This is a genomic window from Citrobacter sp. R4, assembly GCF_026719175.1.
Taxonomy (GTDB): domain Bacteria; phylum Pseudomonadota; class Gammaproteobacteria; order Enterobacterales; family Enterobacteriaceae; genus Citrobacter_A; species Citrobacter_A sedlakii.
The window spans coordinates 80,957-102,881 of record NZ_JAPPSU010000001.1 but is presented as its reverse complement, the minus strand read 5'-3'; the positions used below and the strand labels follow the sequence as shown (position 1 = coordinate 102,881).

The following is a 21,925-nucleotide window of genomic DNA, read 5'->3' as shown; positions in this document are numbered from 1 at the left end:
TCCTTTTCGGAGAAGCACTTATGTCTTTATCTAAAGATAATATATGGAAATTATTGGCGCCTCTAATCGTCATGGGCGTCATGTTTCTTATCCCTGTTCCGGACGGTATGCCCCCTCAGGCATGGCACTACTTCGCCGTCTTCGTGGCGATGATTGTCGGGATGATCCTGGAGCCTATTCCGGCTACCGCGATCAGCTTTATTGCCGTCACCATCTGCGTCATTGGCAGCCATTACCTGCTGTTTGATGCCACAGAACTGGCCGATCCTTCCTTTAACGCCGGTAAACAGGCGCTGAAATGGGGGCTGGCAGGCTTCTCCAGTACCACCGTCTGGCTGGTGTTCGGCGCGTTTATCTTCGCGCTGGGCTATGAAGTGACCGGCCTCGGTCGCCGGATCGCGCTGTTCCTGGTGAAGTTCATGGGTAAACGCACCCTGACCCTGGGCTATGCGATTGTCATCATCGACATCCTGCTGGCGCCGTTTACGCCGTCCAATACCGCCCGTACCGGCGGCACCGTGTTCCCGGTGATCAAAAACCTGCCGCCGCTGTTTAAATCGTTCCCGAACGATCCGTCAGCGCGTCGTATTGGCGGCTATTTGATGTGGATGATGGTGATCAGTACCAGCCTGAGCTCCTCTATGTTTGTCACCGGCGCGGCGCCAAACGTGCTGGGTCTGGAGTTCGTCAGCAAAATCGCGGGCGTGCAGATCAGCTGGTTGCAGTGGTTCCTCGGCTTCCTGCCAGTCGGCATCATTTTGCTGATCGTTGCGCCATGGCTCTCTTACGTTCTGTACAAGCCGGAAGTGACGCACAGTGCGGAAGTAGCAACCTGGGCGGGCGATGAACTGAAAACCATGGGGCGTCTGACCCGCAAAGAGTGGACGCTGATCGGCCTGGTTCTGCTGAGCTTAGGCCTGTGGGTGTTTGGCGGGAAAGTGATTAACGCCACCGCAGTAGGTTTGCTGGCGGTATCGCTGATGCTGGCGCTGCACGTAGTGCCGTGGAAAGATATCACCAAATATAATAGCGCGTGGAATACCCTGGTTAACCTCGCCACCCTGGTGGTGATGGCAAACGGCCTGACCCGTTCTGGCTTCATCGACTGGTTTGCAAACACCATGAGCGCGCATCTGGAAGGCTTCTCGCCTAATGCGACGATCATTGTACTGGTACTGGTGTTCTACTTTGCCCACTACCTGTTTGCCAGTCTGTCGGCGCATACCGCCACCATGCTGCCCGTGATCCTGGCGATTGGTAAAGGCATTCCGGGCGTTCCTATGGAGCAGTTGTGTCTTCTGCTGGTGCTGTCCATCGGTATCATGGGCTGCCTGACCCCGTATGCAACGGGCCCTGGCGTCATCATCTACGGCTGTGGCTACGTGAAATCTAAAGATTACTGGCGTCTTGGCGCAATCTTCGGGGTGATTTACATCGCGATGCTGCTGCTGGTTGGCTGGCCGATACTGGCTATGTGGAACTGATTTTTCCACGCGAGAAAACGGAATAACCCCACCGCCCGCCCGGTAATCATACCCGGCGGGCTTTTTTATGGTTAAATAGAGACTATTCAGTTTTTATATAAGTCCCACGCTCACCATGAAACCAATCTGGCAAAAATCTGTTCTTCTGGCTGCAACCCTGCTTCCTTTTTCATCGGCGTTCGCCGAACCGCTTCAGGCAAAACAGTATGGCGATTTTGATCGCTACGTGCTGGCGCTCTCCTGGCAAACCGGATTTTGCCAGAGCCAGCATGAGCGCAACCGCCGCGAACCTGACGAGTGCCGCCTGCAAAAAGAGACCGCCAATAAGGCTGATTTCCTGACGGTTCACGGTTTATGGCCAGGGTTGCCGAAGTCCGTGGCCTCGCGCGGGGTGGATGAACGGCGCTGGATGCGGTTTGGCTGCGCCACGCGTCCAATCCCTAATCTGCCGGAAGCGCGCGCCAGCCGCAAATGCGCGGCGCCGGAAACCGGCCTGTCGCTGGAAAGCGCCGCCAAACTGAGCGAAGTGATGCCGGGCGCCGGTGGACGCTCCTGCCTTGAGCGCTACGAGTACGCCAAACACGGCGCCTGCTTCGGCTTTGATCCGGATGCTTACTTCGGCACAATGGTGCGTCTGAATAAAGAGATCAAAAGCAGCGAGCTGGGAACCTTCCTCGCCGACCATTATGGTCAACGTGTCAGCCGCAGCGCGTTCGACGCGGCGTTTGCCAGACGCTGGGGTAAAGAAAATAGCAAAGCAGTGAAGCTAAGCTGTCAGGGCAATCCTGCGTATTTAACCGAAATCCAGTTTTCACTGAAAGCCAGTGCCATCAACGCGCCGCTGACGGCAGACTCTTTCGCCCCGCAACCGCATCCGGGAAACTGCGGCAAAGACTTTATTCTCGACAAGGTGGGGTATTAGCCGAGAATTCCGTGAAGCCGTAAGCAACCAGGTAATTGCCTGAATGTGAGCTAAATCACTTCAAAGTGCACGGAAGTCTCAGTATCATCAGGAGAGTTAAACCCTCGCCGCCTGACGGTGAGGGTTTTCTTTTGGGAATCTATACCTGCGGCAAAACGCAGTACTGACGACATGGAGTAAAAATGTCCAGACCAACTATCATCATTAACGACCTTGACGCAGAACGCATCGATCGCCTGCTGGAGCAGCCCGCGTATGCTGACTTACCCATTGCTGACACGTTAAATGCCGAGCTGGATCGTGCCCAGATGTGTTCGCCAGAAACTATGCCGCCTGACGTCGTCACCATGAACAGTCGGGTGAAATTCCGCGATCTGAGTAATGGCGAAATTCGCGTGCGCACGCTGGTTTATCCTGCGGCAATGACCGACAGTAATACCCAGCTTTCGGTGATGGCGCCCGTGGGCGCGGCGCTGCTTGGCCTGCGCGTCGGCGACAGCATTCACTGGGAACTGCCGGGCGGCGCCTCCACGCACCTTGAAGTGCTCGAACTGGAATACCAGCCAGAAGCCGCAGGCGACTATTTGCGTTAATCCCTCATCTGCATAAGCGATTTTCCGCTTTACCCAGAGGATGCCCTGCATCCTCTTTCCGAAAATCATCCCTTCTTCCTGGTTCATCCTTTCACCGCCCGATCCATACTTAGAGCCGGTTTCAGTCGGCGTCTTTAGCGCCGCCAGATTGCGCACTGCCCGGTTCCAAAGGGCAAATGAAATAGCCCGACGGGACAGGCTATCAATCGGTTTCACCGGCAGGTACAGTCATGAACGAGACTTTTGCGATACTGCTGGGGTTTTTCGTGATGGCGGCAATCGTCATCGCGGCAGTCCTGTATCTGGAAAAGCGCTGGTAAGGGTCAGATAACGCCGCCTGGCATCGCATTCACCAGCCCTTTCACCGTTTTCTGCGCCGACTCTGCGCTTTGCGCGCCCGGCACCAGGATGACTTTTCGGCACTCTTCCTGACGTTTTTCGAAGATCTCATACCCGCGAGCTGCGTCTTCAAACGGCATATAGTGAGTGACGATTTCTTCCGGCTTGAGCAGTCCTTTTTCCACTAAGGGCAGCAGCTCGCCCAGCCAGGCATGGACGTGAGTTTGCCCCATTTTAAAGCTCAGCCCTTTATCAAACGCATCGCCAAACAAGAAGCCGTGGATGAATCCGGCGTAAACGCCCGGCACGCTGACAATCCCGCCACGCCTTACCGCAGCAATACACTGGCGCAATGCTTTCCCGCTGCTGCCCTCGAGCTTCAGGTTGGTCAGCAGCGTTTCCGTGGTGCTGCCTTTGGCTTCAAAACCCACGGCGTCAATCACCGCATCCACGCCGCGATGCCCCGCGGTTTGCTCAATAATCAGCTCCGCCGCATCGTTATGATCGTCAAAATTAATCGGGATCGCGCCGTAACGCGCTTCGGCGAAACGCAGTCGGTAGGGATGGTGATCGACGATAAAAATTTGCTCGGCGCCCAGCAGCCGCGCACAGGCGATGGTCAGTAGCCCGACGGGGCCAGCGCCAAAGACCGCCACGCTCGAACCTTTCTGGATTTGCGCATTCTTCGCCGCCTGCCAGGCGGTAGGCAGGATATCCGACAGAAACAGCGCTTTGTCGTCAGACAGCAAAGGCGGAACCTTAAACGGCCCGACGTTGCCTTTCGGTACGCGAACATACTCAGCCTGTCCGCCCGGCACCCCGCCGTAAAGGTGGCTGTAGCCAAACAGCGCGGCCGGCGGCGGGATCTGTTTTTTATTCAGCGCCGCGCCCTTGCCGGCGTTGGTGTTTTCACAGGCGGCATATTGCTGCAAACGGCAAAAAAAACAGTCGCCGCAGGCGATCACAAAAGGGATCACGACCCGTTCGCCCTTCTTCAGGGTCTTTACGTCGCGACCGGTCTCAACCACTTCTCCCATGAACTCATGGCCAAAAATATCGCCATGCTTAACCTGAGGTATCTTCCCGCGATACAGGTGGAGATCGGAACCGCAGATGGCGGTCGCGGTAATTCGCAGGATGATATCGTCAGGTTGCTCAATAATGGGATCGGGAACATTTTCAACCTGAACATGATGCGGACCGTGGTACGTCAGTGCTTTCATATAACCTCCGGTACAGGGTTTTAAAATCGGCGCATCTCTAAAGGGTAGCCATCAGCGGGGAAAAGCCGTCACGCAGCGCGCCTTTGGGATTATTCCTGGCTGCACGCGCGGGGCATTTTCGCTAAAGAAACAGGACGAAGTGAAAAAGTGCCAGACAAAGAGCAGAAAGAAATATTATTATATGCTTGAATGATTTGAGTATTCATTAACAGGGAGAAACGGGTATGTATAAGACGATCATTATGCCGGTTGATGTTTTTGAAATGGAGCTAAGCGACAAGGCGATCCGCCACGCTGAGTTTCTGGCGCAGCAGGATGGCGTGATTCATTTGTTACATGTATTGCCAGGCTCTGCCAGCCTGAGCCTGCATCGTTTTGCCGCCGACGTTCGTCGCTTCGAAGAGCATCTGCAGCACGAAGCCGAGACCCGACTGCAGACCATGGTCGGGCACTTCAGCATTGATCCGTCACGTATTAAGCAGCACGTCCGCTTCGGCAGCGTCCGCGACGTGGTCAATGAGCTGGGTGAAGAACTGGATGCGGATGTGGTGGTGATTGGTTCACGTAACCCGTCGATCACCACGCACCTGCTGGGATCTAACGCTTCCAGCGTCGTGCGCCATGCAACGCTGCCGGTGCTGGTCGTACGTTAAACTCACCGCTTCATAAACGATAAAGCCCTGCCTTTCGGCAGGGCTTTCTTATTGCAGGTATCGTCTTACTTTCTTTTTATGCCGTTTTCGTGCGGATCAGGTAGTCAAAGGAACTCAGTGACGCTTTTGCCCCTTCGCCGGTCGCGATGATGATCTGCTTGTACGGCACCGTGGTGCAGTCGCCGGCAGCGAACACGCCTTTCACGTTTGTTTCGCATTTCGCATCGATGATGATTTCACCCATACGGTTACGCTCGATGGCGCCTTCCAGCCAGTTGGTGTTCGGCAGCAGACCAATCTGCACGAAAATCCCCGCCAGCTCAACGCTGTGAACATCACCGCTGACGCGGTCGCGGTATTCCAGACCAACCACTTTCGAACCGTCGCCTTTTACTTCCGTGGTCTGCGCGTTCAGAATAATGTCGACATTTTTCAGGCTGCGGACTTTATCCTGCAACACCTGGTCTGCCTTCATTTCAGGCGCAAACTCAAGCAACGTAACATGTTCAACGATGCCCGCGAGGTCAATCGCCGCTTCAACGCCGGAGTTACCGCCGCCAATCACCGCGACACGCTTGCCTTTAAACAGCGGGCCGTCACAGTGCGGGCAGTAAGTGACGCCTTTAGTGCGATACTGATCTTCACCCGGCACATTCATGTTGCGCCATTTCGCACCCGTCGCAATGATGATACTGCGCGCTTTCAGCACCGCGCCGGACGCCGTTTCAATCTGGTGTAACCCGCCTTCAACGGCTGCCGGAACCAGTTTGCTGGCGCTCTGGCTGTCGATCACATCAACATCGTAATCGCTGACGTGCGCCTTCAGCGCGCCCGCCAGTTTCTGGCCTTCGGTTTTCGGTACGGAGATGTAGTTTTCAATGTCTACCGTGTCGAGCACCTGACCACCGAAACGTTCGCCCATCAGGCCGGTACGAATACCTTTACGCGCGGAATAAACCGCTGCTGCCGCGCCCGCCGGGCCGGAGCCGACAATCAACACATCATAAGCGTCGCGCTTGTTCAGTTCTTCGGCTGCGCGTTTTTCTGCGCCGGTATCCACTTTAGCGACGATTTCCGCCAGCGTCATACGCCCCTGACCGAACTCTTTACCATTAACAAAGACCGCCGGTACGCCCATCACGTTGCGATCGGTGATCTCGTTCTGGAAGGTGCCGCCGTCAATCGCCGTGTGCTTAATACGCGGGTTCAGCACCGCCATCAGGTTCAGCGCCTGCACCACGTCCGGGCAGTTATGGCAGGAAAGCGAATAATAGGTTTCGAATTCAAACTCGCCATCGATATCGCGGATCTGCTCCAGCAGAGACTGCGTTTCCTTCGACGGATGACCGCCGGTCCACAGCAGCGCCAGCACCAGAGAGGTAAACTCGTGGCCCAGCGGAGAACCTGCGAAACGTGGTCCCTGGTCAGAACCTGGGTTGGTAATCAGGAAAGACGGCTTACGCACCGGCAGACTGTTCTCTTCTTTGAACGTCACCTTCGGCGACAGTTCGGCGATTTCAGCCAGTAGTTCCCTGATTTCTGCCGATTTAGCGCTGTCATCCAGCGTGGCAATCAGCTCAACAGGTTTAGTGAGTTTCTCAAGGTAAGCCTTGAGCTGGGTTTTCATATTTGTGTCGAGCATCATTCTTCCCTCTCTGAAAACATCATCATGCAAGCTGCCTTAAACGGGCCGCCTGAATGCAACTTGCGTCATGGTGCTGGAATGAAATGGGCGCAGGCGCGCCCATGACTGAAACAATTTCCAAAGTATTTTGCGTCACAGCAAGGCGGCTAGCCTGAGAAACCCCGGGTGCTTACTGAAGTCAGTGACCGGGGTGAGCAGGCGACGCCAACGCAGCTATGGCGTGAAAGACGACGGAAATTTAGATTTTACCCACCAGGTCCAGGGATGGAGCCAGCGTCGCTTCGCCTTCTTTCCATTTCGCCGGGCACACTTCGCCTGGGTGAGCAGCAACGTACTGGGCAGCTTTGATTTTGCGCAGCAGGTCAGATGCGTCACGGCCGATACCTTCAGCGGTAACTTCGATCGCCTGGATGATACCCTGCGGGTCAACAACAAACGTCGCGCGGTCTGCCAGACCTTCGTCTTCACGCATGTTGTCGAAGTTACGGGTCAGGGCGCCAGTCGGGTCACCGATCATCGCATATTTGATTTTCGCGATGGTTTCAGAGCTGCTGTGCCATGCTTTGTGGGTGAAGTGGGTGTCAGTAGACACAGAGTAAACGTCTACGCCCAGCTTCTGCAGTTCTTCATAATGGTCTGCAACGTCACCCAGTTCAGTCGGGCATACGAAGGTAAAGTCAGCCGGGTAGAAGAAGAACACGCTCCAGCGGCCTTCGGTATCTTTTTCGGTAACTTCGATGAATTCACCGTTTTTGAACGCCTGGTTTTTAAAAGGTTTAATTTTAGTGTTAATCAAGGACATCTGTACTTCCTCCGTGTTTTCGTTGAGTTGTAAGGTAACGAAAAATGACTGACAGGGCTAATGCGTTTCCTTTATCAAATCAATAAGCGTTAGCTAACAACCTTCTCTCACCAACGTGGTGAACCTGAACAATCCAACGTAAAAAGGGCCGCCTTCGCAGGCGGCCCCGTTACCTGAACTACCCGTAGGTAACTTCAGCGCCAGTGAAACTGGCTAAGTGTTGCGCTCTACATTACCTTAACAAAGGCTGTAACAGCGAAAAGGATTACAACACCCTACCGGGAAAAGGGCAATCGTTCCCTCCGAGATGTTGCCTATGGCTGTGATAGGTTTGCCCATCATGCTCGTAACGCATTGGATTTATAAGGAATAAAAATGTTTAAACGCACGCTTCTGCTCACCCTGCTGCCCTTTCTCGCTCATGGCGAAGAGCTTCCGGCGCCGGTTAAAGCCATCGAAAAACAAGGCATTACTATCATCAAGTCTTTCGACGCGCCGGGTGGGATGAAAGGGTATCTGGGAAAATACCAGGACATGGGGGTGACTATCTACCTGACGCCGGACGGAAAACAGGCGATTTCGGGTTATATGTACAATGAAAAAGGCGACAATCTGAGCAATCAACTGATCGAGAAAGAGATTTATGCCCCGGCTGGCCGGGAAATCTGGCAGCGGATGGAAAAAGCCACGTGGCTGCTGGATGGCAAAAAAGATGCGCCGGTGGTGCTGTACGTCTTTGCCGATCCCTTCTGCCCGTACTGTAAACAGTTCTGGCAACAGGCCCGCCCGTGGGTGGAATCCGGAAAAGTGCAGCTACGTACTTTGCTTGTCGGGGTCATTAAGCCGGAAAGCCCGGCGACCGCCGCCGCCATTCTGGCGGCAAAAGATCCGGCTAAAGTCTGGCATGACTATGAAGCCTCGGGGGGCAAAATGCCACTTAACGTGCCGGCCTCCGTCCCGCCTGAACAAATGAAGATCCTGAATATGCATCAAAAAATCATGGACGATCTGGGCGCAAACGTGACGCCTGCTATCTATTATATGAATAAGGACAATGTGCTGCAGCAGGTCGTCGGTTTACCTGATAACGCGCAACTGGAAACCATGATGAAAAGTCATTAACATTTTGTGGGGTGATTAAAATTAAATTGACCATAATCGCCCTCAATACTTCTTAATTTCTTCTCCAAAAAAAAATGGAATGTGTTACTTTAGCCATACTAAAAGTCACTTTAAGTTTGCATTGAAAAATTGTATTCAGTGACAACACCTAAAACATTCATGCAACAGATAATTTCATCTTAGAAATGGAAACAGGAAAAAAACATGGCTAACCTTTACGATCTCAAAAAATTCGATCTTAACCTGTTGGTTATTTTTGAATGTATTTATCAGCATCTCAGCATCAGTAAGGCGGCTGAAACGCTTTACATCACGCCTTCAGCGGTGAGCCAGTCGCTACAGCGGTTGCGGACGCAGTTAAACGATCCGTTATTTATCCGTGCTGGTAAAGGCATTACCCCCACAACAATGGGGATTAACTTGCATCACCACCTGGAAAATAATCTAAACAGTCTTGAGCAGACGATAAATATCATGCATGAAACAGAAATCAGGAAAAGATTTATAATCTATGGCCCCCAACTCCTTATTTCTGAAAGTATTATGGATTTAATAAAGAAAGTTCGTCAGAATACGAACATAGAAATTGAACACCATGATATTCTCACCAGCAAAGAGTCGGCTGAAGATTTATTAGCCTATCGTAAAGCTGACCTGGTCATTTCTTTATACCCAGTGAACAATCGTTCAGTTATTTGCAAACCTTTTAATCCTGTAGATTGCATTCTGGTATGCAGCAAAGATCATCCTCGCATTAATGAAAAGTCCTCCCTGGAAGACATTTTAGAAGAACAATTCACGCTGTTTCTCCATGATGATCCAGGTGTGAAAGAATATCAACTACATCCCGAGAATATTATTAAGGGGAGAAAAATTGGTTTTCGTAGCCAGTCACTAATTGCTATTGCAAACGTTATTTCTTCAACTGACATTATTGGTTTTATACCCAGAGTCATATTCGATTTCTATCAACCATTATTACAATTCAAACGAATCAATTATCCATTTGCGATCCCACCTGTTCAGCTTTATTACTTATATAACCGTTCCTCAATGAATAATAAGATGTTTTCGGAGATGATTTCACGGATGAATAATGACGCTTAAGATTTTGAGTGCTAAGTATTTGTTATATAAATACTTAGCACTAATACATTCATAATAAATATGAATTTTGCACAATCCCTCAAACGGCCTATCGTATATAATACTTATTGTATTATGTTATTGATATTACCGTTCAGGGATAGGCTTTATATGTCTGTTTATAAGATTCCTTTAGATCAAAACGTTCTTGAAGCCGCAGAAGAACGAATATCATGGACCCTTGAGAATCTTCCACGCGTCTGTGTCTCATTTTCAGGCGGGAAAGATTCCGGGCTCATGCTGCATTTAACTGCACAGCTTGCACGCAAGTTAAACAAAAAAATTAGCATACTGTTTATTGACTGGGAGGCGCAGTTTTCCTGCACCATCGACTATATTGACGCACTGCGCCAGACATATTCCGACGTCATTGAGCATTTCTATTGGGTGGCGTTGCCCCTGACAACGCAAAATTCACTCTCACAATTCCAGCCAGAATGGCAATGCTGGGAACCCAATACCCGCTGGGTGCGCCAGCCGCCGCCGGATGCGATTACCGACCCGGGCTATTTTTCCTTCTATCAGTCCGGGATGACGTTTGAACAATTCGTACGCGAATTCGCCGACTGGTTTTCTAATAAACGCCCGGCCGCCATGATGGTCGGTATTCGTGCAGACGAGTCTTATAACCGTTTTGTCGCCATCGCCAGCCTGAGTAAGCAACGTTTTGCCGATGATAAACCCTGGACCACCGCCGCGCCGGGCGGACACACCTGGTATATCTACCCGATATATGACTGGAAAACCGCGGATATCTGGACCTGGTTCGCACAAACAAAACTGCCCTGCAATCCGCTTTATAACCTGATGTATCAGGCTGGCGTTCCGGCTCGCTATATGCGCATTTGCGAACCGTTTGGCCCTGAACAACGACAGGGACTGTGGCTGTATCATGTTATTGAACCTGAAAGATGGGCGCTTATGTGTGAACGCGTCAGCGGCGTCAGAAGCGGCGGAATATACGCCGGACAAAACAATCATTTTTACGGGCATCGGAAGATCCTCAAGCCCGACCATTTAAGCTGGCAGCAGTATGCCATGCTGCTCTTGCAAAGCATGCCGGAGAAAACGGCAGAGCATTACCGAAACAAAATCGCCGTCTATTTGCAGTGGTATAAGAAAAAAGGTGACGGGGAGATCCCGGAAACCCAGGCGGGTGATATTGGCGCGAAAGACATTCCGTCCTGGCGGCGCATCTGTAAGGTTTTACTGAATAATGATTACTGGTGTCGGGCGCTCTCTTTCAGTCCGACGAAGCCAAAGAGTTACCAACGTTACAGCGATCGCATGAAAGCAAAACGTAAAGAGTGGGGAATTTTATGCAACAACGACTAACACAGGAACTCACGCACTTTCTTTCTGCGTTGTCCGAAGAAGAGCGCATTAAAGCCATCAACGAATTCAGAATGGCCATTCATCGCGTCAGCCCGTTTCGCGACCAACCGGTAGACTGCGTTTTATGGATCAAAAACGAGCATATCGCGCCCAATGATTACAACCCCAATACCGTCGCGCCACCGGAAAAGAAACTGCTGCTGAAATCCATTGAAGAGGATGGCTTCACCCAACCCATTGTGGTGTCTCAGGCCAGTGAAGAAGAGTATGAAATTGTCGATGGCTTTCACCGTCACGAGCTGGGCAAAGGCCGGGCGGCGCTAAAAACGCGGCTGAAAGGGTATTTACCCATTACCTGCCTGGAAGGCGAACGCCACGATCGGATGGCGGCCACCATTCGCCATAACCGGGCAAGGGGGCGGCATCAGATCCACGCGATGTCAGAAATTGTCCGCGAACTGGCGTTACTGGGCTGGGATGACGCTAAAATAGGCAAAGAGCTGGGCATGGACGACGATGAAGTGCTGCGCCTGAAACAGATCAACGGTCTGCAGGAGCTGTTCGCCAATCGTCGATTCTCGAAGGCCTGGACGGTGAAATAAGCAGAACGACTGATGCTCAGTATCCTACAAGGCGCAGGAAGTCACAGCCCCAGCCACAGAAATCAGGATGAGCATCAGCAGCAGCGCGCGCCGCCCTTCCCGCCGTATCGCGCATCCTGACGCTCGCGGAAAAACTCTTCATAGGTCATCGGCGTCTGCTCAGGATGCGTCACCCGCATATGCTCAACATAGTTGTCATAATCCGGTACGCCAATCATCAGCTTCGCCGCCTGCCCCAGATATTTACCGGCTTTCGAAAGCGTATCAAACATCATTCCCCCTTAACAGAAACACCCTCCCCCGGTGCGGGAGAGGGTGATGCATAACTTAGTGCGCGCCTTTCGCCTGCGCGACGATCTCATCCACGTTTTCCGGCATCGGCTCGTACGGCGTTTCTTTCGCCGTCGGCGTGTCCACCTTCAGCGCCGCCAGCGCGGTCTTGATGGAGAACAGCGCCAGCACCACAACCACCACCATAAAGAAGATCGTCAACCCGGCATCCAGACGGTTATTAAATACCAACTGCGCCAGCTGCGATTCGGTGTACTGCGCCGGAATATTGCCGCTGTCGATCATCGCCTGGAACTTATTGGCGATCGCCAGGAAGCCCACTTTCGCATCCGGACTGAAGGCTTTCTGCCAGCCGGCGGTCAGAGTACAAATCAGCAGCCACGCGGTGGGCACCAGCGCCACCCATGCATAACGCTGGCGCTTCATCTTGAACAACACCACCGCACAAAGCATCAGCGCCATGCCCGCCAGCATCTGGTTGGCGATACCAAATAGCGGCCACAGGGTGTTAATGCCGCCGAGCGGGTCGACGACCCCCTGATGCAGGAAGTAACCCCAGGCCAGTACGCACAGCGCCGTCGCCAGCAGGTTAGCGGGCAGCGAATCGGTACGCTTCAGCCCCGGCGAGATCACGCCCAGCAGATCCTGCAACATAAAGCGTGCAGCGCGCGTCCCGGCGTCCACCGCAGTGAGAATAAACAGCGCTTCAAACAGAATCGCGAAGTGATACCAGAAGGCGACATCCATCATCCCGCCCAGCGCACCGTGGAGAATGTACGCCATCCCCACCGCCAGCGTCGGGGCGCCGCCCGCACGGGAAATGATCGACTGCTCGCCGACCTCGTTCGCGATCTGGTTCAGCGTATCCGGCGTAATCACAAAACCCCAACTGCTGACCACCTGCGCGGCAGACGCTACCACGTCCGTGGTACCGGCTGGGGCCAGAACCGCCATCGGGCTGTTCATTGCGAAGTAGACGCCCGGATCGATGATGCAGGCGGAAACCAGCGCCATGATGGCCACAAAGGATTCCATCAGCATCCCACCATAGCCGATAAAGCAGGCCTGTCCTTCGTTCGCCAACATCTTCGGCGTGGTGCCCGAGGAGATCAGCGCATGGAACCCGGACACCGCGCCGCAGGCAATGGTAATAAACAGGAACGGGAACAGGTTACCGGTCCAGACTGGCCCCGTACCGTCAACAAATTTGGTCAGCGCAGGCATGGTCAGGGTTGGGCGCATGATCAAAATCCCTACCGCCAGGCCAACAATGGTGCCGATCTTCAGGAAGGTGGAGAGATAATCACGCGGCGCCAGCAGCAGCCACACCGGCAGCACCGCCGCCACGAAGCCGTACCCCACCAGCATCCAGGTCAACTGTACGCCGGTAAAGTCAAAGTATGGCGCCCAGGTTGGGCTTTCCGCGACCCAGCCGCCGGAGATAATGGCAAACACCAGGAATACCAGCCCAATCACCGACACTTCGCCAATGCGTCCCGGACGGAGATAGCGCAGATAAATCCCCATGAAGATAGCCAGCGGAATGGTGAACGCCACGGTATACGTCCCCCACGGGCTGTGAGTCAGCGCTTTCACCACAATCATCGCCAGCACCGCGAGGATGATCACCATGATCATAAAACAGGCCACCAGCGCAATGACCCCGGCGGTCGGCCCCATCTCCTCTTTCACCAGTTCGCCGAGCGAACGCCCGTCGCGCCGGGTCGAGACAAACAGCACCATAAAGTCCTGCACCGCCCCGGCGAGTACCACCCCGGCCAGCAGCCAGATCATTCCCGGTAGATAACCCATCTGCGCCGCCAGCACCGGCCCCACCAGCGGCCCTGCCCCGGCAATCGCCGCAAAATGGTGACCGAACAGCACTTTTTTGTCGGTCGGCACATAGTCCAGCCCGTCGTTATGACGCACGGCGGGCGTCATGCGCGTCGGGTCAACCGCCAGCACATTTTTGGCAATGTACAGGCCGTAAAAACGGTAGGCAATGAGATAGACGCAGACCGACGCCACCACGATCCATAGCGCGTTGATCTGTTCCCCACGGTTTAATGCAATGTAGCCCAGAGCGAACGCCCCCATAACCGAGAGCACTGTCCAGACGAGGTATTTCCCTGATTTATTCATGGTTGTTATCCGTTTGCATGTTCCAGAGAAGTGAGATGTTACATTTTGTTTCTATAACATCTTTTTCAGTTTTAACAACCTGACAACCTAATAAACCTGAACCATCACCTGATATTTACATTGCATTGTTAAGCGGATCACTATCCGCAGGAAAACCGCACAAAAAGTGAAACTTTTTTTACAGCTCACAATTTTTGTTTCCTCACCGTTGTAGCCGCCAATGAAATGATTTGAATCATCTTTTTAATTGCTTACATCGTCAGAATAAGTGGGCTAAACGCATATCTACAAGGAGAAGGAAATGAGTAGTACAGAGGTAAAGGAACAAAGAACAGGACCCGGCGCGTATTTCGCCCTGGCGTTTGCCGCCGTCTTTTTTTCCGGGTTATTGGGTGGAAAAGAGTGGTATGGGGTCTTTGACTTCACCACGCTCAACGGCGCGTTCGGACGCGTCGTGAGCGGCGTGAGTCAGCAAGGCGACGCGATCACCACCACCACCAGCGCCTTTCGCGGCGTGGGGGGGAACGGCGCGATGGACGGCTTTTTATTCGCATTGGGCCTCATTCCGGCGGTGATGTTCGCCCTCGGCATGATCAACGTACTGGAGCATTATGGCGCGTTGCGCGCCGCGCGCCGCCTGTTAACGCCCTTGCTGCGCCCGCTGCTGGGGATCCCTGGCAACACCGGACTGGCGATGATCGGCAGCCTGCAAAGCACTGACGTAGGAGCTTCACTGACCCGCAATTTGTCCGATGAAGGACAGATTACGGAAAAAGAGAAAGATATCTTCGCGATGTTCCAGTTTTCCGCCGGCGCAATGATCACGAACTTCTTCTCCTCCGGCGCGATCCTGTTCACGCTGATGGCGATGGACGGTACGCCCGCGGTCCCAACGTCTATCGGCGTTTGCATCATGGTGATGTTCGTGATGAAAATTTTCGGCGCCAACCTGATGCGCCTGATCCTGACGTTCAGCGGGAAAAAAGCCCCTGCCGTCACCGCGGAAAAAGGAGAAGCCTGATGAGCGCCCAAAATGCTAAACCGGTTATTACCGATGTCTTCGTTGAAGGCGCGCGTAAAGGCTGGAACATCGCCACCAGCAGCACATTGCCCAATGTCGTGATGGCCTTCATTATCATCAAGGCGCTGGAGATCACCGGCGCGCTGAAAGGCATGGGCATGATCTTCGCTCCGCTGATGGGGCTGTTTGGTTTACCCGGCGAAGCCGCCGCCGTGCTGATCGGCGGCTGGATGTCGATGGGCGGCGGCATTGGCGTCGCTATCGGTTTGTTCGATAAGGGGATCATCAGCGGCGAACATCTGGCGATCCTCGCCCCGGCTATCTATCTGATGGGCTCGCAGGTGCAATATCTGGGCCGTATCCTCGGGGTGATTGGCACCCAGGCCAAACGCATTCCGCTGATGATCGTCATTTCGATCGTCAACGCCTTTATCGCGATGCTGCTGATGCGCATCATTCTCTGAATTAAGGACGATGTATGGATCTTGAAACGTATTTTGCCGAACTGGAAACCCTGGTCAACGTGGACTGCGGCACCGCCACCCTTGAAGGTGTCGCGCAGGTTGCCGGCATCATCCGCCAGCTCTGGCAGCAGGAGGGCTGGCACGTCGAGTCCGTCGATCTGGGCGACAAGGTCGGTCCCGGCCTGTTTGTCACCAATAAACCGGGTGCCGAAAAATTCGACGTGCTGATGGTCGGGCATATGGACACCGTTTTCCCGGCTGGCACCGTGGCCGAACGCCCGATGAGCCGCGATGAAAACCGACTGTATGGTCCTGGCGTCTCTGACATGAAAAGCGGCCTGCTGAACATCCTCTGGGCAATGCGCACGCTGGCGCCGGAACATCGCGAACGCCTGAGCATCGCGGTCGCCATGAATCCCGATGAAGAAACCGGCAGCGTCTATTCTCACGAATGGATTGGCGAACTGGCGAAAAAATCACGCTGCGTGCTGGTCTGCGAAGCAGCGCGCGCCGACGGCTCGCTGGTGAAGGCGCGTAAGGGAATGGCAGGTTATCACCTGACCTTCACCGGCGTTGCCGCCCATGCAGGTAACGAACCGGAAAAAGGACGCTCGGCGATTACCGCTCTGGCGAACAGTATTGTCGCGATCAATGCCCTCGCCGACAGCCGCACCGGAACGACGCTTAACGTAGGGGTCATTCGCGGCGGCAGCGCTGCTAACGTGGTGCCGGACAGCGCCTTTGCCGAACTCGACGTACGCTTCTGGCAAAACGACGAAGATGCCCGCGTCCATCAGGCGTTGCAGGAGATGTGCGAGCGCGGCTTCCTTGACGGAGTCACCACCACGCTCGTTCAGGTCAATCACAAACCGGCGATGGCGGCAAGTGAAGCGACGGGCGAGCTGATGGCCCTCGTGGAGCAGGCGGGTAAAGAAGAAGGTATTGCGATTACCTGGCAGGCCGTCGGTGGAGGCAGCGACGCCAACCATACCGCCGCGTTAGGCATTCCGACGCTGGACGGTCTTGGTCCGGTCGGGGCGGGTTTCCACAGCCCGGCAGAATGGCTGGATATCGCCTCGATCGCGCCGCGGATCCGCTTATTACGCCGCATCGTGTCGCAGTTGTAAGCGTCAACCCCTCTCTGCACAGGGAGGGGTATTTATCTTAACCGAGCACCGCGGTTCCCAGCCGGCAAGTGCAGCAACGCCGACCTTGCTCATCAAACACCACAATCTCCCAGCTTTGACTTTGGCGCCCCAGGTGCAGCGGCTGACAGACGCCGCGTACTTTTCCCTGAGAGACCGGACGATGATGGGTGGCATTCAGCTCGGTCCCCACTACGCACTGACCGTCCCGGGTCATCAGATAGCCCGCCATCGAGCCCAGCGTCTCCGCCAGTGCCGCTGACGCGCCGCCGTGCAGCAGGCCAAACGGCTGATGAGTGCGGGCATCGACTGGCATTTCCGCTTCCAGCACCTCATCGCCCAGGCGGGTGTAGAGGATCCCCAGATGCGCCACCATCGTGTTCTGGCTGGTGGCATTCAGTTCATCCAGCGTTAAGTGACGTTTCCAGATCATCGTTATGCTCCCAGCGTCGAACCGCCGTCCACCACGATGTCCTGCAGCGTGATATGGCTCGCCAGATCGGAAGCAAGGAACAAAATGGTATTAGCGATCTCCTGCGGACGAGCGATTTTGCCCAGCGGAATACCGAGCTTAAACTGCTCGCCAAAGCCGCGAATGCGCTGTTGTTCAGCATCGTCGCTAATCCATAACGTGCGCTGCATATCGGTATCAGTGGAGCCAGGCGACACCACGTTACAGCGCACACCGTTACCCGACAGCTCCAGCCCAACGGTCAGCGCCAGGCTTTTCAGCGCCGCTTTTGACGCGCCGTAGGCGCTCATGCCGATACGCGGGGTGTGCGCGGCGTCGGACGCCACGGTGACAATCGCTCCCCCCTGCTGGCGGCGAAACTGCGCCATCGTCTGTTGAAAAAGATTAAACGCCCCACCGACGTTGACGGCAAAGGTTTGCTGCCAGTCGTCGGCGCTCAGCGCATCGGTGGCCCCCATACGCAGGATCCCGGCGGCGTTCACCAGCACGTCCAGTCGTTCGGTTTGCGCCAGTAAACGCTGGCACACCTCGGCCACTTGCCCTGCATTCGCCACGTCCAGCGTTTCGGTGACGAACGGGTAGTCGTCCAGCGCGAATTCACGGTCGAAACCGGTGACCTGTGCGCCCGCTTTCGCAAACGCCAGCGCGGTCGTATAACCAATGCCCTTACCGGCGCCGGTAATCCACACCGTTTTGCCCTGAAAGTCAAACCCGGCCATTACTTCACCTCGCGTGAAAGCAGTGTCCACCAGGCGTCAATCGTCGGATTTTTCGCCAGCATCACGAAGTCGATATCGCCATGTACTTTGCGCCAGCGCGCCGCCAGCGCCATCATCCGCACCGAATCCAGACCGTAATCAATGAGGTTCTCATCATCCATCGGCGTATCGGACTCATCCAGCAGCGGCAGGATCAGGGCGCGCAGCGCATCTTTGCTGGCTGGGACTGGCGCGGGCAGCAGATCCTGCGTCATCACCACCCGGCCGGAACGCCCTGCGACGTACTTCAGCGACATCAGGTGCTCTTCGCGGCTAAAGTCCGCCAGCGCGTCCGCCACCATAAACGGCTTGATGTCACGCATAAAGGCGTCGGTGGCGGTGGTCATGCAGCCGATATGCGCGTACACGCCGGTGATAATCAACTGATTACGCCCCGTCTCCTTCAACATTTGTTCAAGCGGCGAACGGTGAAACGCGCTGTATCGCCATTTCACCAGCACCGTGTCAGCCTCATCCGGCGTCAACAGATCCACCACCTTTTGCTGCTCCGGTGAACGGGTCAGGCCCGGCCCCCACATATCATTGAGCAACGCGCGGTCTTCATCGCTCTGCTCTTTCGGCTGGGCGGTGTAATAGACCGGAATGTGATGTGCTTTACAGTATTCCCGCAGGGCGGCGATATTGGCGATAACCTGCGCCATCATCGGGCAGTTTTCCCCCCAGAAGCTGACAAAGTAATCCTGCATATCGTGAATCAACAGCGCCGCGCGCTCGGGTTCAAAGGCCCAGTTCACCTTGTTGGTCGGAATATCCTGCGCGCCCGGCAGCGCGTATGCCTGTAATTTTGGGATTGCCATTGCGTGTTCTCCTTCAGGCCGTGCGCGTAGCCAGCCACTGACGTAATTGTTTTTTATCGACTTTACCGACCGGCGTCAGAGGCAGCGCCTCGACGGTCTCTACACGGTCCGGCAGCTTAAATTCCGCGACGCCCTGCTCACGCAAGAATCGACGCACCTGGACGGCGCGCAGGGGTTCTTTCACCACCAGATACGCACAGCTTTTCTCGCCCATTAGCTCATCTTCCATGCTGACCAGCGCCGCATGGATTACCGCCGGATGGCGCAGCAACAGGTTTTCGATCTCTTCTGCGGCGATCTTCTCGCCGCCGCGGTTGATCTGATCTTTTTCTCGTCCCTGAACGGTGATGTATCCGTCTTTATCGATGGAAATCAGGTCGCCCGAACAGTAAAACCCGTTGGCGTCAAATGCGCTGGCGTTGTGCTCAGGGCTTTTAAAGTAACCGCGGAAGGTATACGGACCGCGGGTCATCAGCCGTCCGGTCTCGCCCTGCGGCAGCGGATTACCGTCGGCGTCCGCTACCCACACTTCGTCATCCGGGCACATCGGACGTCCCTGGGTGTTGATGATTCGCTCCGGGCTGTCGTCAAGGCGGGTGTAATTCACCAGCCCTTCCGCCATGCCAAACACCTGCTGGAGCTGACAGCCGATCTCCGCCGGAATACGGGCCGCCAGCGACGCGGACAGACGCGCGCCGCCCACCTGCAACAGTTGCAACGAGGCCAACTGCGCGTTGCTGCCCCATTCGTTAATTGCCTGAAGCCACAGGCTGACCGCAGGCGGCACCAGCGCCGTGGCGTTAATCTGGTGTTTTTCGATCAGCGGAAAGCACAGCGTGGCGCTCGGATCATCCGCCAGCACCACGGTTCCCCCGGCGAGAAACACGCCCAGCGACCCCGGCGAACTCATCGCATAATTGTGCGCCGCCGGAATCGCGCATAAAAAACGCGTCTGCGCGGTGAAGCGGCAGATTTCGTTGCTGCGGCGCACGCTGTAGTAGTAGTCATTATGGGTTCGCGGGATCAGCTTCGGCGTCCCGGTGGTACCACCGGAAAGCTGAAAATAAGCCACCTCGTCGGCAGGGGACGGCGTGGCGGTAAACGCCTCCGCCGGGGTGTCAATCGCTGCCTGCAGGCAATGTTCGCCGTGGTCATTAAGCAGATGCACCACGCGAATAGTGTTGTGCTCCGCCACAAAGGTATTCAGGAAATCATCGCCCGCAAACAGTGCGTGTTGGCGGTCAGCAATCAGCAGCGCGGGTTCTATCTGCTTCGCGTAAGCGTTCAGTTCGGTACGCTGATGGCTGAACAGGGCGAGGACCGGCGCCACGCCCAGCTCCAGCAGGGCAAAGAAAGTGATATACAGTTCGGCCACGTTGCCCAGTTGCACCAGCGCGGTTTCGCCCGGCTTGATGCCCTGACGGCGTAAACTGCTGGCGAGATTCGCCGCCGCCTGATTCAACTGGCGATAGCTCAAATGGCGCTCGCCGTCGATCACCGCCGTACTGTCGTTTTGCGCATGGCGGGTCAGAATGTCCGTCAGCGGCAGATCCTGCCAGTACCCTTTTTCACGGTAACGCCGGGCAAACTCGTCAGGCCACCGGGTGAAAGGAATGCTCATCATCGCTCCTTAATGCAATCCAAAAACGTTCAACATGGTGGAGAGCTTGACGCCAGTTTCACGCCATTCCCCCACCGGCGAAGAGGCCGGGACAATTCCTGCGCCCGCAAACAGGCGGACCTTGTTTTTATGCAGCTTCGCACAGCGGATCGTCACCACCCACTCACCGTTTCCGTCGGCGTCGCACCAGCCGACAATGCCGCCAAACAGGTCACGGTCGAACGGTTCCAGTTCAGCGATAAGCTTAATCGCCGCCTGATGCGGGAAGCCGCTCAGCGCCGGCGTCGGATGCAGCAGGCACGCCAACGTCAGGGCGTTTTCTCCGGCGTTCGCCTTACCTTCAAACGGCGTGCCGAGGTGCCACAGCGTCGGGGTGGTAATCAACTGCGGCGAAGACGGCAGATGCAGTTCACTGCTGCGATCGCGCAGAACGGTTTTCATCGCCTGGGTCACCAGATCGTGTTCATGGCGATCCTTCTCGGATGCCAGCAGACGGTTACCCGCCTCCCTGTCCAGCACGTCATCCGGCTGGCGACGGGCGGAACCGGCTAACGGCAGCGAACTGAAGCGCTCGCCCTCTTTGCGCAGCAGCAGCTCCGGACTGGCGCCGAGCAGCACCCCGCCGTCCTCCAGCGGGACATGGAAGTTGTAACTAACTGGGTTTTGCGCCACCAGACGTTCAAGCAGCGCGCCGCTGTCGATCTCCGCGTCGGCGGTGATATCAATCAGGCGCGACAGCACAACCTTATCAACGTCCGGCGTGGCGGTAAGCGCAGCGGCTCGCGCCACCATACGTTCAAAGGTGTCCTGCTCCGGGATCGCCCTGCGTTCGGTCACATTCAGCGACTGATGACCGGTAAAATAACGCGAGGCCTGCTGTTTTTCCTGTCGCGAGAAGGTTTCCCAGGCCTCCGGGATAAACAACGCGGAAGGCTGGCGGGTATCAAACGGAATAGCGCCGACCATTATCGGCTTAGCGATGCCCTGCGCTTTGGCATCGGCGAACAGATTATGTAATTTTTGTTGGAAAGGACTGTCTGGCGAATCGCCGTTGACGGCAGGTTCATTGAAACGGGCGAAGCATCCTGACGTCGTAAAACTGCGGTACGGCGACATAAAGAAAAAGCGATCGGGCGCAAGTGTTGCCATGGTCTGCTGTACTTCCTCGGCCAGTGACGTATCCATATCATCCTCCAAAATGATAAAGGTTTTAATAATGATTATCATTTATATTTTCGGGCGCTAACCTAAAAGCAAACAGGCAGTATGTCAACTCCTGGGGTAGCACAATGTGCGACTAAGGCTTGCATCCCTTATCCTTAATAAT

The 21,925-nt window shown here is 55.0% G+C and carries 22 protein-coding genes; 12 read left to right on the top strand and 10 right to left on the bottom strand.

What is annotated here, in order from left to right; all coding sequences use genetic code 11:
- The first annotated feature begins 20 nt into the window (after positions 1-20).
- From citT to yldA, 4 genes are all read left to right on the top strand, one after another.
- Positions 21-1,484, top strand: coding sequence for an anion permease (citT, locus tag OOJ60_RS00455; RefSeq protein WP_205611749.1), 1,464 nt, complete (start codon positions 21-23; stop codon positions 1,482-1,484).
- 115 nt (positions 1,485-1,599) lie between these two features.
- Positions 1,600-2,406 carry a ribonuclease I gene (gene rna, locus OOJ60_RS00450; protein WP_205611748.1) on the top strand — a complete coding sequence of 269 codons (807 nt, stop codon included), beginning with the start codon at positions 1,600-1,602 and terminating at the stop codon, positions 2,404-2,406.
- Between the two features lie 182 nt (positions 2,407-2,588).
- On the top strand, positions 2,589-2,999 hold the full coding sequence (rnk, locus tag OOJ60_RS00445) for a nucleoside diphosphate kinase regulator (protein ID WP_205611747.1): 411 nt from the start codon (positions 2,589-2,591) through the stop codon (positions 2,997-2,999).
- Positions 3,000-3,229: 230 nt separating this feature from the next.
- Positions 3,230-3,319, top strand: a complete 90-nt coding sequence (gene yldA, locus OOJ60_RS24710; protein ID WP_275477531.1) for a small membrane protein YldA — start codon at positions 3,230-3,232, stop codon at positions 3,317-3,319.
- 3 nt (positions 3,320-3,322) lie between these two features.
- On the opposite strand, the gene OOJ60_RS00440 is transcribed toward yldA, so the two are convergent.
- A complete protein-coding gene (locus OOJ60_RS00440) occupies positions 3,323-4,561 on the bottom strand; it encodes a zinc-dependent alcohol dehydrogenase (RefSeq protein WP_042285569.1) in 1,239 nt (412 codons plus the stop codon).
- Positions 4,562-4,785: 224 nt separating this feature from the next.
- Here OOJ60_RS00440 and uspG point away from each other — a divergent pair, with 224 nt between their 5' ends.
- Positions 4,786-5,214, top strand: coding sequence for a universal stress protein UspG (gene uspG, locus OOJ60_RS00435; protein ID WP_042285573.1), 429 nt, complete (start codon positions 4,786-4,788; stop codon positions 5,212-5,214).
- 76 nt (positions 5,215-5,290) lie between these two features.
- Here the strand turns inward: uspG and ahpF are convergent, their stop codons facing one another.
- Together ahpF and ahpC are read right to left on the bottom strand one after the other, a co-directional pair.
- Positions 5,291-6,856, bottom strand: a complete 1,566-nt coding sequence (ahpF, locus tag OOJ60_RS00430) for an alkyl hydroperoxide reductase subunit F (RefSeq protein WP_042286200.1) — start codon at positions 6,854-6,856, stop codon at positions 5,291-5,293.
- A 241-nt stretch (positions 6,857-7,097) separates the two neighbouring features.
- Positions 7,098-7,661: an alkyl hydroperoxide reductase subunit C gene (gene ahpC / locus OOJ60_RS00425; protein ID WP_000052802.1), complete on the bottom strand. Its 564-nt coding sequence runs from the start codon at positions 7,659-7,661 to the stop codon at positions 7,098-7,100.
- 375 nt (positions 7,662-8,036) lie between these two features.
- Between ahpC and dsbG the strand changes: the two genes are divergently transcribed.
- From dsbG to OOJ60_RS00405, 4 genes are all read left to right on the top strand, one after another.
- On the top strand, positions 8,037-8,783 hold the full coding sequence (gene dsbG, locus OOJ60_RS00420; RefSeq protein ID WP_200033671.1) for a thiol:disulfide interchange protein DsbG: 747 nt from the start codon (positions 8,037-8,039) through the stop codon (positions 8,781-8,783).
- Between the two features lie 204 nt (positions 8,784-8,987).
- A complete protein-coding gene (citR, locus tag OOJ60_RS00415) occupies positions 8,988-9,890 on the top strand; it encodes a DNA-binding transcriptional repressor CitR (RefSeq protein WP_200033663.1) in 903 nt (300 codons plus the stop codon).
- A gap of 150 nt (positions 9,891-10,040) precedes the next feature.
- A complete protein-coding gene (locus tag OOJ60_RS00410; protein WP_042285585.1) occupies positions 10,041-11,264 on the top strand; it encodes a phosphoadenosine phosphosulfate reductase in 1,224 nt (407 codons plus the stop codon).
- Positions 11,249-11,866 (top strand): IbrB-like domain-containing protein, encoded by a 618-nt coding sequence (locus OOJ60_RS00405; protein ID WP_042285588.1) that lies wholly within the window; start codon positions 11,249-11,251, stop codon positions 11,864-11,866. The genes OOJ60_RS00410 and OOJ60_RS00405 overlap by 16 nt, the downstream gene beginning before the upstream one ends.
- A gap of 74 nt (positions 11,867-11,940) precedes the next feature.
- Here OOJ60_RS00405 and OOJ60_RS00400 read toward each other — a convergent pair whose 3' ends face one another.
- Together OOJ60_RS00400 and cstA are read right to left on the bottom strand one after the other, a co-directional pair.
- A complete protein-coding gene (locus tag OOJ60_RS00400) occupies positions 11,941-12,138 on the bottom strand; it encodes a YbdD/YjiX family protein (RefSeq protein ID WP_042285592.1) in 198 nt (65 codons plus the stop codon).
- A 55-nt stretch (positions 12,139-12,193) separates the two neighbouring features.
- Positions 12,194-14,299 carry a pyruvate/proton symporter CstA gene (gene cstA / locus OOJ60_RS00395; RefSeq protein WP_060568925.1) on the bottom strand — a complete coding sequence of 702 codons (2,106 nt, stop codon included), beginning with the start codon at positions 14,297-14,299 and terminating at the stop codon, positions 12,194-12,196.
- 301 nt (positions 14,300-14,600) lie between these two features.
- Here cstA and OOJ60_RS00390 point away from each other — a divergent pair, with 301 nt between their 5' ends.
- From OOJ60_RS00390 to OOJ60_RS00380, 3 genes are read left to right on the top strand one after another with little or no spacing between them, the layout of a single operon-like run.
- Positions 14,601-15,320: a nucleoside recognition domain-containing protein gene (locus tag OOJ60_RS00390; protein WP_042285602.1), complete on the top strand. Its 720-nt coding sequence runs from the start codon at positions 14,601-14,603 to the stop codon at positions 15,318-15,320.
- Positions 15,320-15,784 carry a YjiG family protein gene (locus OOJ60_RS00385; RefSeq protein WP_060568926.1) on the top strand — a complete coding sequence of 155 codons (465 nt, stop codon included), beginning with the start codon at positions 15,320-15,322 and terminating at the stop codon, positions 15,782-15,784. The genes OOJ60_RS00390 and OOJ60_RS00385 overlap by 1 nt, the downstream gene beginning before the upstream one ends.
- Before the next feature lie 14 nt (positions 15,785-15,798).
- Entirely contained in the window at positions 15,799-16,911 is a 1,113-nt protein-coding gene (locus OOJ60_RS00380) for a M20 family metallopeptidase (RefSeq protein WP_205611746.1), read from the top strand.
- 37 nt (positions 16,912-16,948) lie between these two features.
- Here OOJ60_RS00380 and entH read toward each other — a convergent pair whose 3' ends face one another.
- From entH to entC, 5 genes are read right to left on the bottom strand one after another with little or no spacing between them, the layout of a single operon-like run.
- On the bottom strand, positions 16,949-17,362 hold the full coding sequence (gene entH / locus OOJ60_RS00375; protein WP_060568928.1) for a proofreading thioesterase EntH: 414 nt from the start codon (positions 17,360-17,362) through the stop codon (positions 16,949-16,951).
- Positions 17,363-17,364: 2 nt separating this feature from the next.
- Positions 17,365-18,120, bottom strand: a complete 756-nt coding sequence (entA, locus tag OOJ60_RS00370; protein ID WP_042285615.1) for a 2,3-dihydro-2,3-dihydroxybenzoate dehydrogenase EntA — start codon at positions 18,118-18,120, stop codon at positions 17,365-17,367.
- Positions 18,120-18,977, bottom strand: coding sequence for an isochorismatase (locus tag OOJ60_RS00365; RefSeq protein ID WP_042285616.1), 858 nt, complete (start codon positions 18,975-18,977; stop codon positions 18,120-18,122). The genes entA and OOJ60_RS00365 overlap by 1 nt, the downstream gene beginning before the upstream one ends.
- Positions 18,978-18,990: 13 nt before the next feature.
- Positions 18,991-20,598: a (2,3-dihydroxybenzoyl)adenylate synthase EntE gene (gene entE, locus OOJ60_RS00360; protein WP_042285617.1), complete on the bottom strand. Its 1,608-nt coding sequence runs from the start codon at positions 20,596-20,598 to the stop codon at positions 18,991-18,993.
- Between the two features lie 9 nt (positions 20,599-20,607).
- Positions 20,608-21,783, bottom strand: a complete 1,176-nt coding sequence (entC, locus tag OOJ60_RS00355) for an isochorismate synthase EntC (protein ID WP_205611745.1) — start codon at positions 21,781-21,783, stop codon at positions 20,608-20,610.
- Positions 21,784-21,925 lie beyond the last annotated feature (142 nt).

Bases quoted from the DNA above. Each gene is read 5' to 3' on its own strand.
- entA (WP_042285615.1), bottom strand. From the start codon at position 18,120: ATGGCCGGGTTTGACTTTCAGGGCAAAACGGTGTGGATTACCGGCGCC.
- rnk (WP_205611747.1), top strand. From the start codon at position 2,589: ATGTCCAGACCAACTATCATCATTAACGACCTTGACGCAGAACGCATC.
- OOJ60_RS00400 (WP_042285592.1), bottom strand. From the start codon at position 12,138: ATGTTTGATACGCTTTCGAAAGCCGGTAAATATCTGGGGCAGGCGGCG.
- OOJ60_RS00385 (WP_060568926.1), top strand. From the start codon at position 15,320: ATGAGCGCCCAAAATGCTAAACCGGTTATTACCGATGTCTTCGTTGAA.
- uspG (WP_042285573.1), top strand. From the start codon at position 4,786: ATGTATAAGACGATCATTATGCCGGTTGATGTTTTTGAAATGGAGCTA.
- OOJ60_RS00440 (WP_042285569.1), bottom strand. From the start codon at position 4,561: ATGAAAGCACTGACGTACCACGGTCCGCATCATGTTCAGGTTGAAAAT.
- entE (WP_042285617.1), bottom strand. From the start codon at position 20,598: ATGAGCATTCCTTTCACCCGGTGGCCTGACGAGTTTGCCCGGCGTTAC.
- entH (WP_060568928.1), bottom strand. From the start codon at position 17,362: ATGATCTGGAAACGTCACTTAACGCTGGATGAACTGAATGCCACCAGC.
- OOJ60_RS00390 (WP_042285602.1), top strand. From the start codon at position 14,601: ATGAGTAGTACAGAGGTAAAGGAACAAAGAACAGGACCCGGCGCGTAT.
- OOJ60_RS00365 (WP_042285616.1), bottom strand. From the start codon at position 18,977: ATGGCAATCCCAAAATTACAGGCATACGCGCTGCCGGGCGCGCAGGAT.
- rna (WP_205611748.1), top strand. From the start codon at position 1,600: ATGAAACCAATCTGGCAAAAATCTGTTCTTCTGGCTGCAACCCTGCTT.
- OOJ60_RS00405 (WP_042285588.1), top strand. From the start codon at position 11,249: ATGCAACAACGACTAACACAGGAACTCACGCACTTTCTTTCTGCGTTG.
- ahpF (WP_042286200.1), bottom strand. From the start codon at position 6,856: ATGCTCGACACAAATATGAAAACCCAGCTCAAGGCTTACCTTGAGAAA.
- yldA (WP_275477531.1), top strand. From the start codon at position 3,230: ATGAACGAGACTTTTGCGATACTGCTGGGGTTTTTCGTGATGGCGGCA.
- citR (WP_200033663.1), top strand. From the start codon at position 8,988: ATGGCTAACCTTTACGATCTCAAAAAATTCGATCTTAACCTGTTGGTT.
- dsbG (WP_200033671.1), top strand. From the start codon at position 8,037: ATGTTTAAACGCACGCTTCTGCTCACCCTGCTGCCCTTTCTCGCTCAT.
- entC (WP_205611745.1), bottom strand. From the start codon at position 21,783: ATGGATACGTCACTGGCCGAGGAAGTACAGCAGACCATGGCAACACTT.
- OOJ60_RS00410 (WP_042285585.1), top strand. From the start codon at position 10,041: ATGTCTGTTTATAAGATTCCTTTAGATCAAAACGTTCTTGAAGCCGCA.
- OOJ60_RS00380 (WP_205611746.1), top strand. From the start codon at position 15,799: ATGGATCTTGAAACGTATTTTGCCGAACTGGAAACCCTGGTCAACGTG.
- cstA (WP_060568925.1), bottom strand. From the start codon at position 14,299: ATGAATAAATCAGGGAAATACCTCGTCTGGACAGTGCTCTCGGTTATG.
- ahpC (WP_000052802.1), bottom strand. From the start codon at position 7,661: ATGTCCTTGATTAACACTAAAATTAAACCTTTTAAAAACCAGGCGTTC.
- citT (WP_205611749.1), top strand. From the start codon at position 21: ATGTCTTTATCTAAAGATAATATATGGAAATTATTGGCGCCTCTAATC.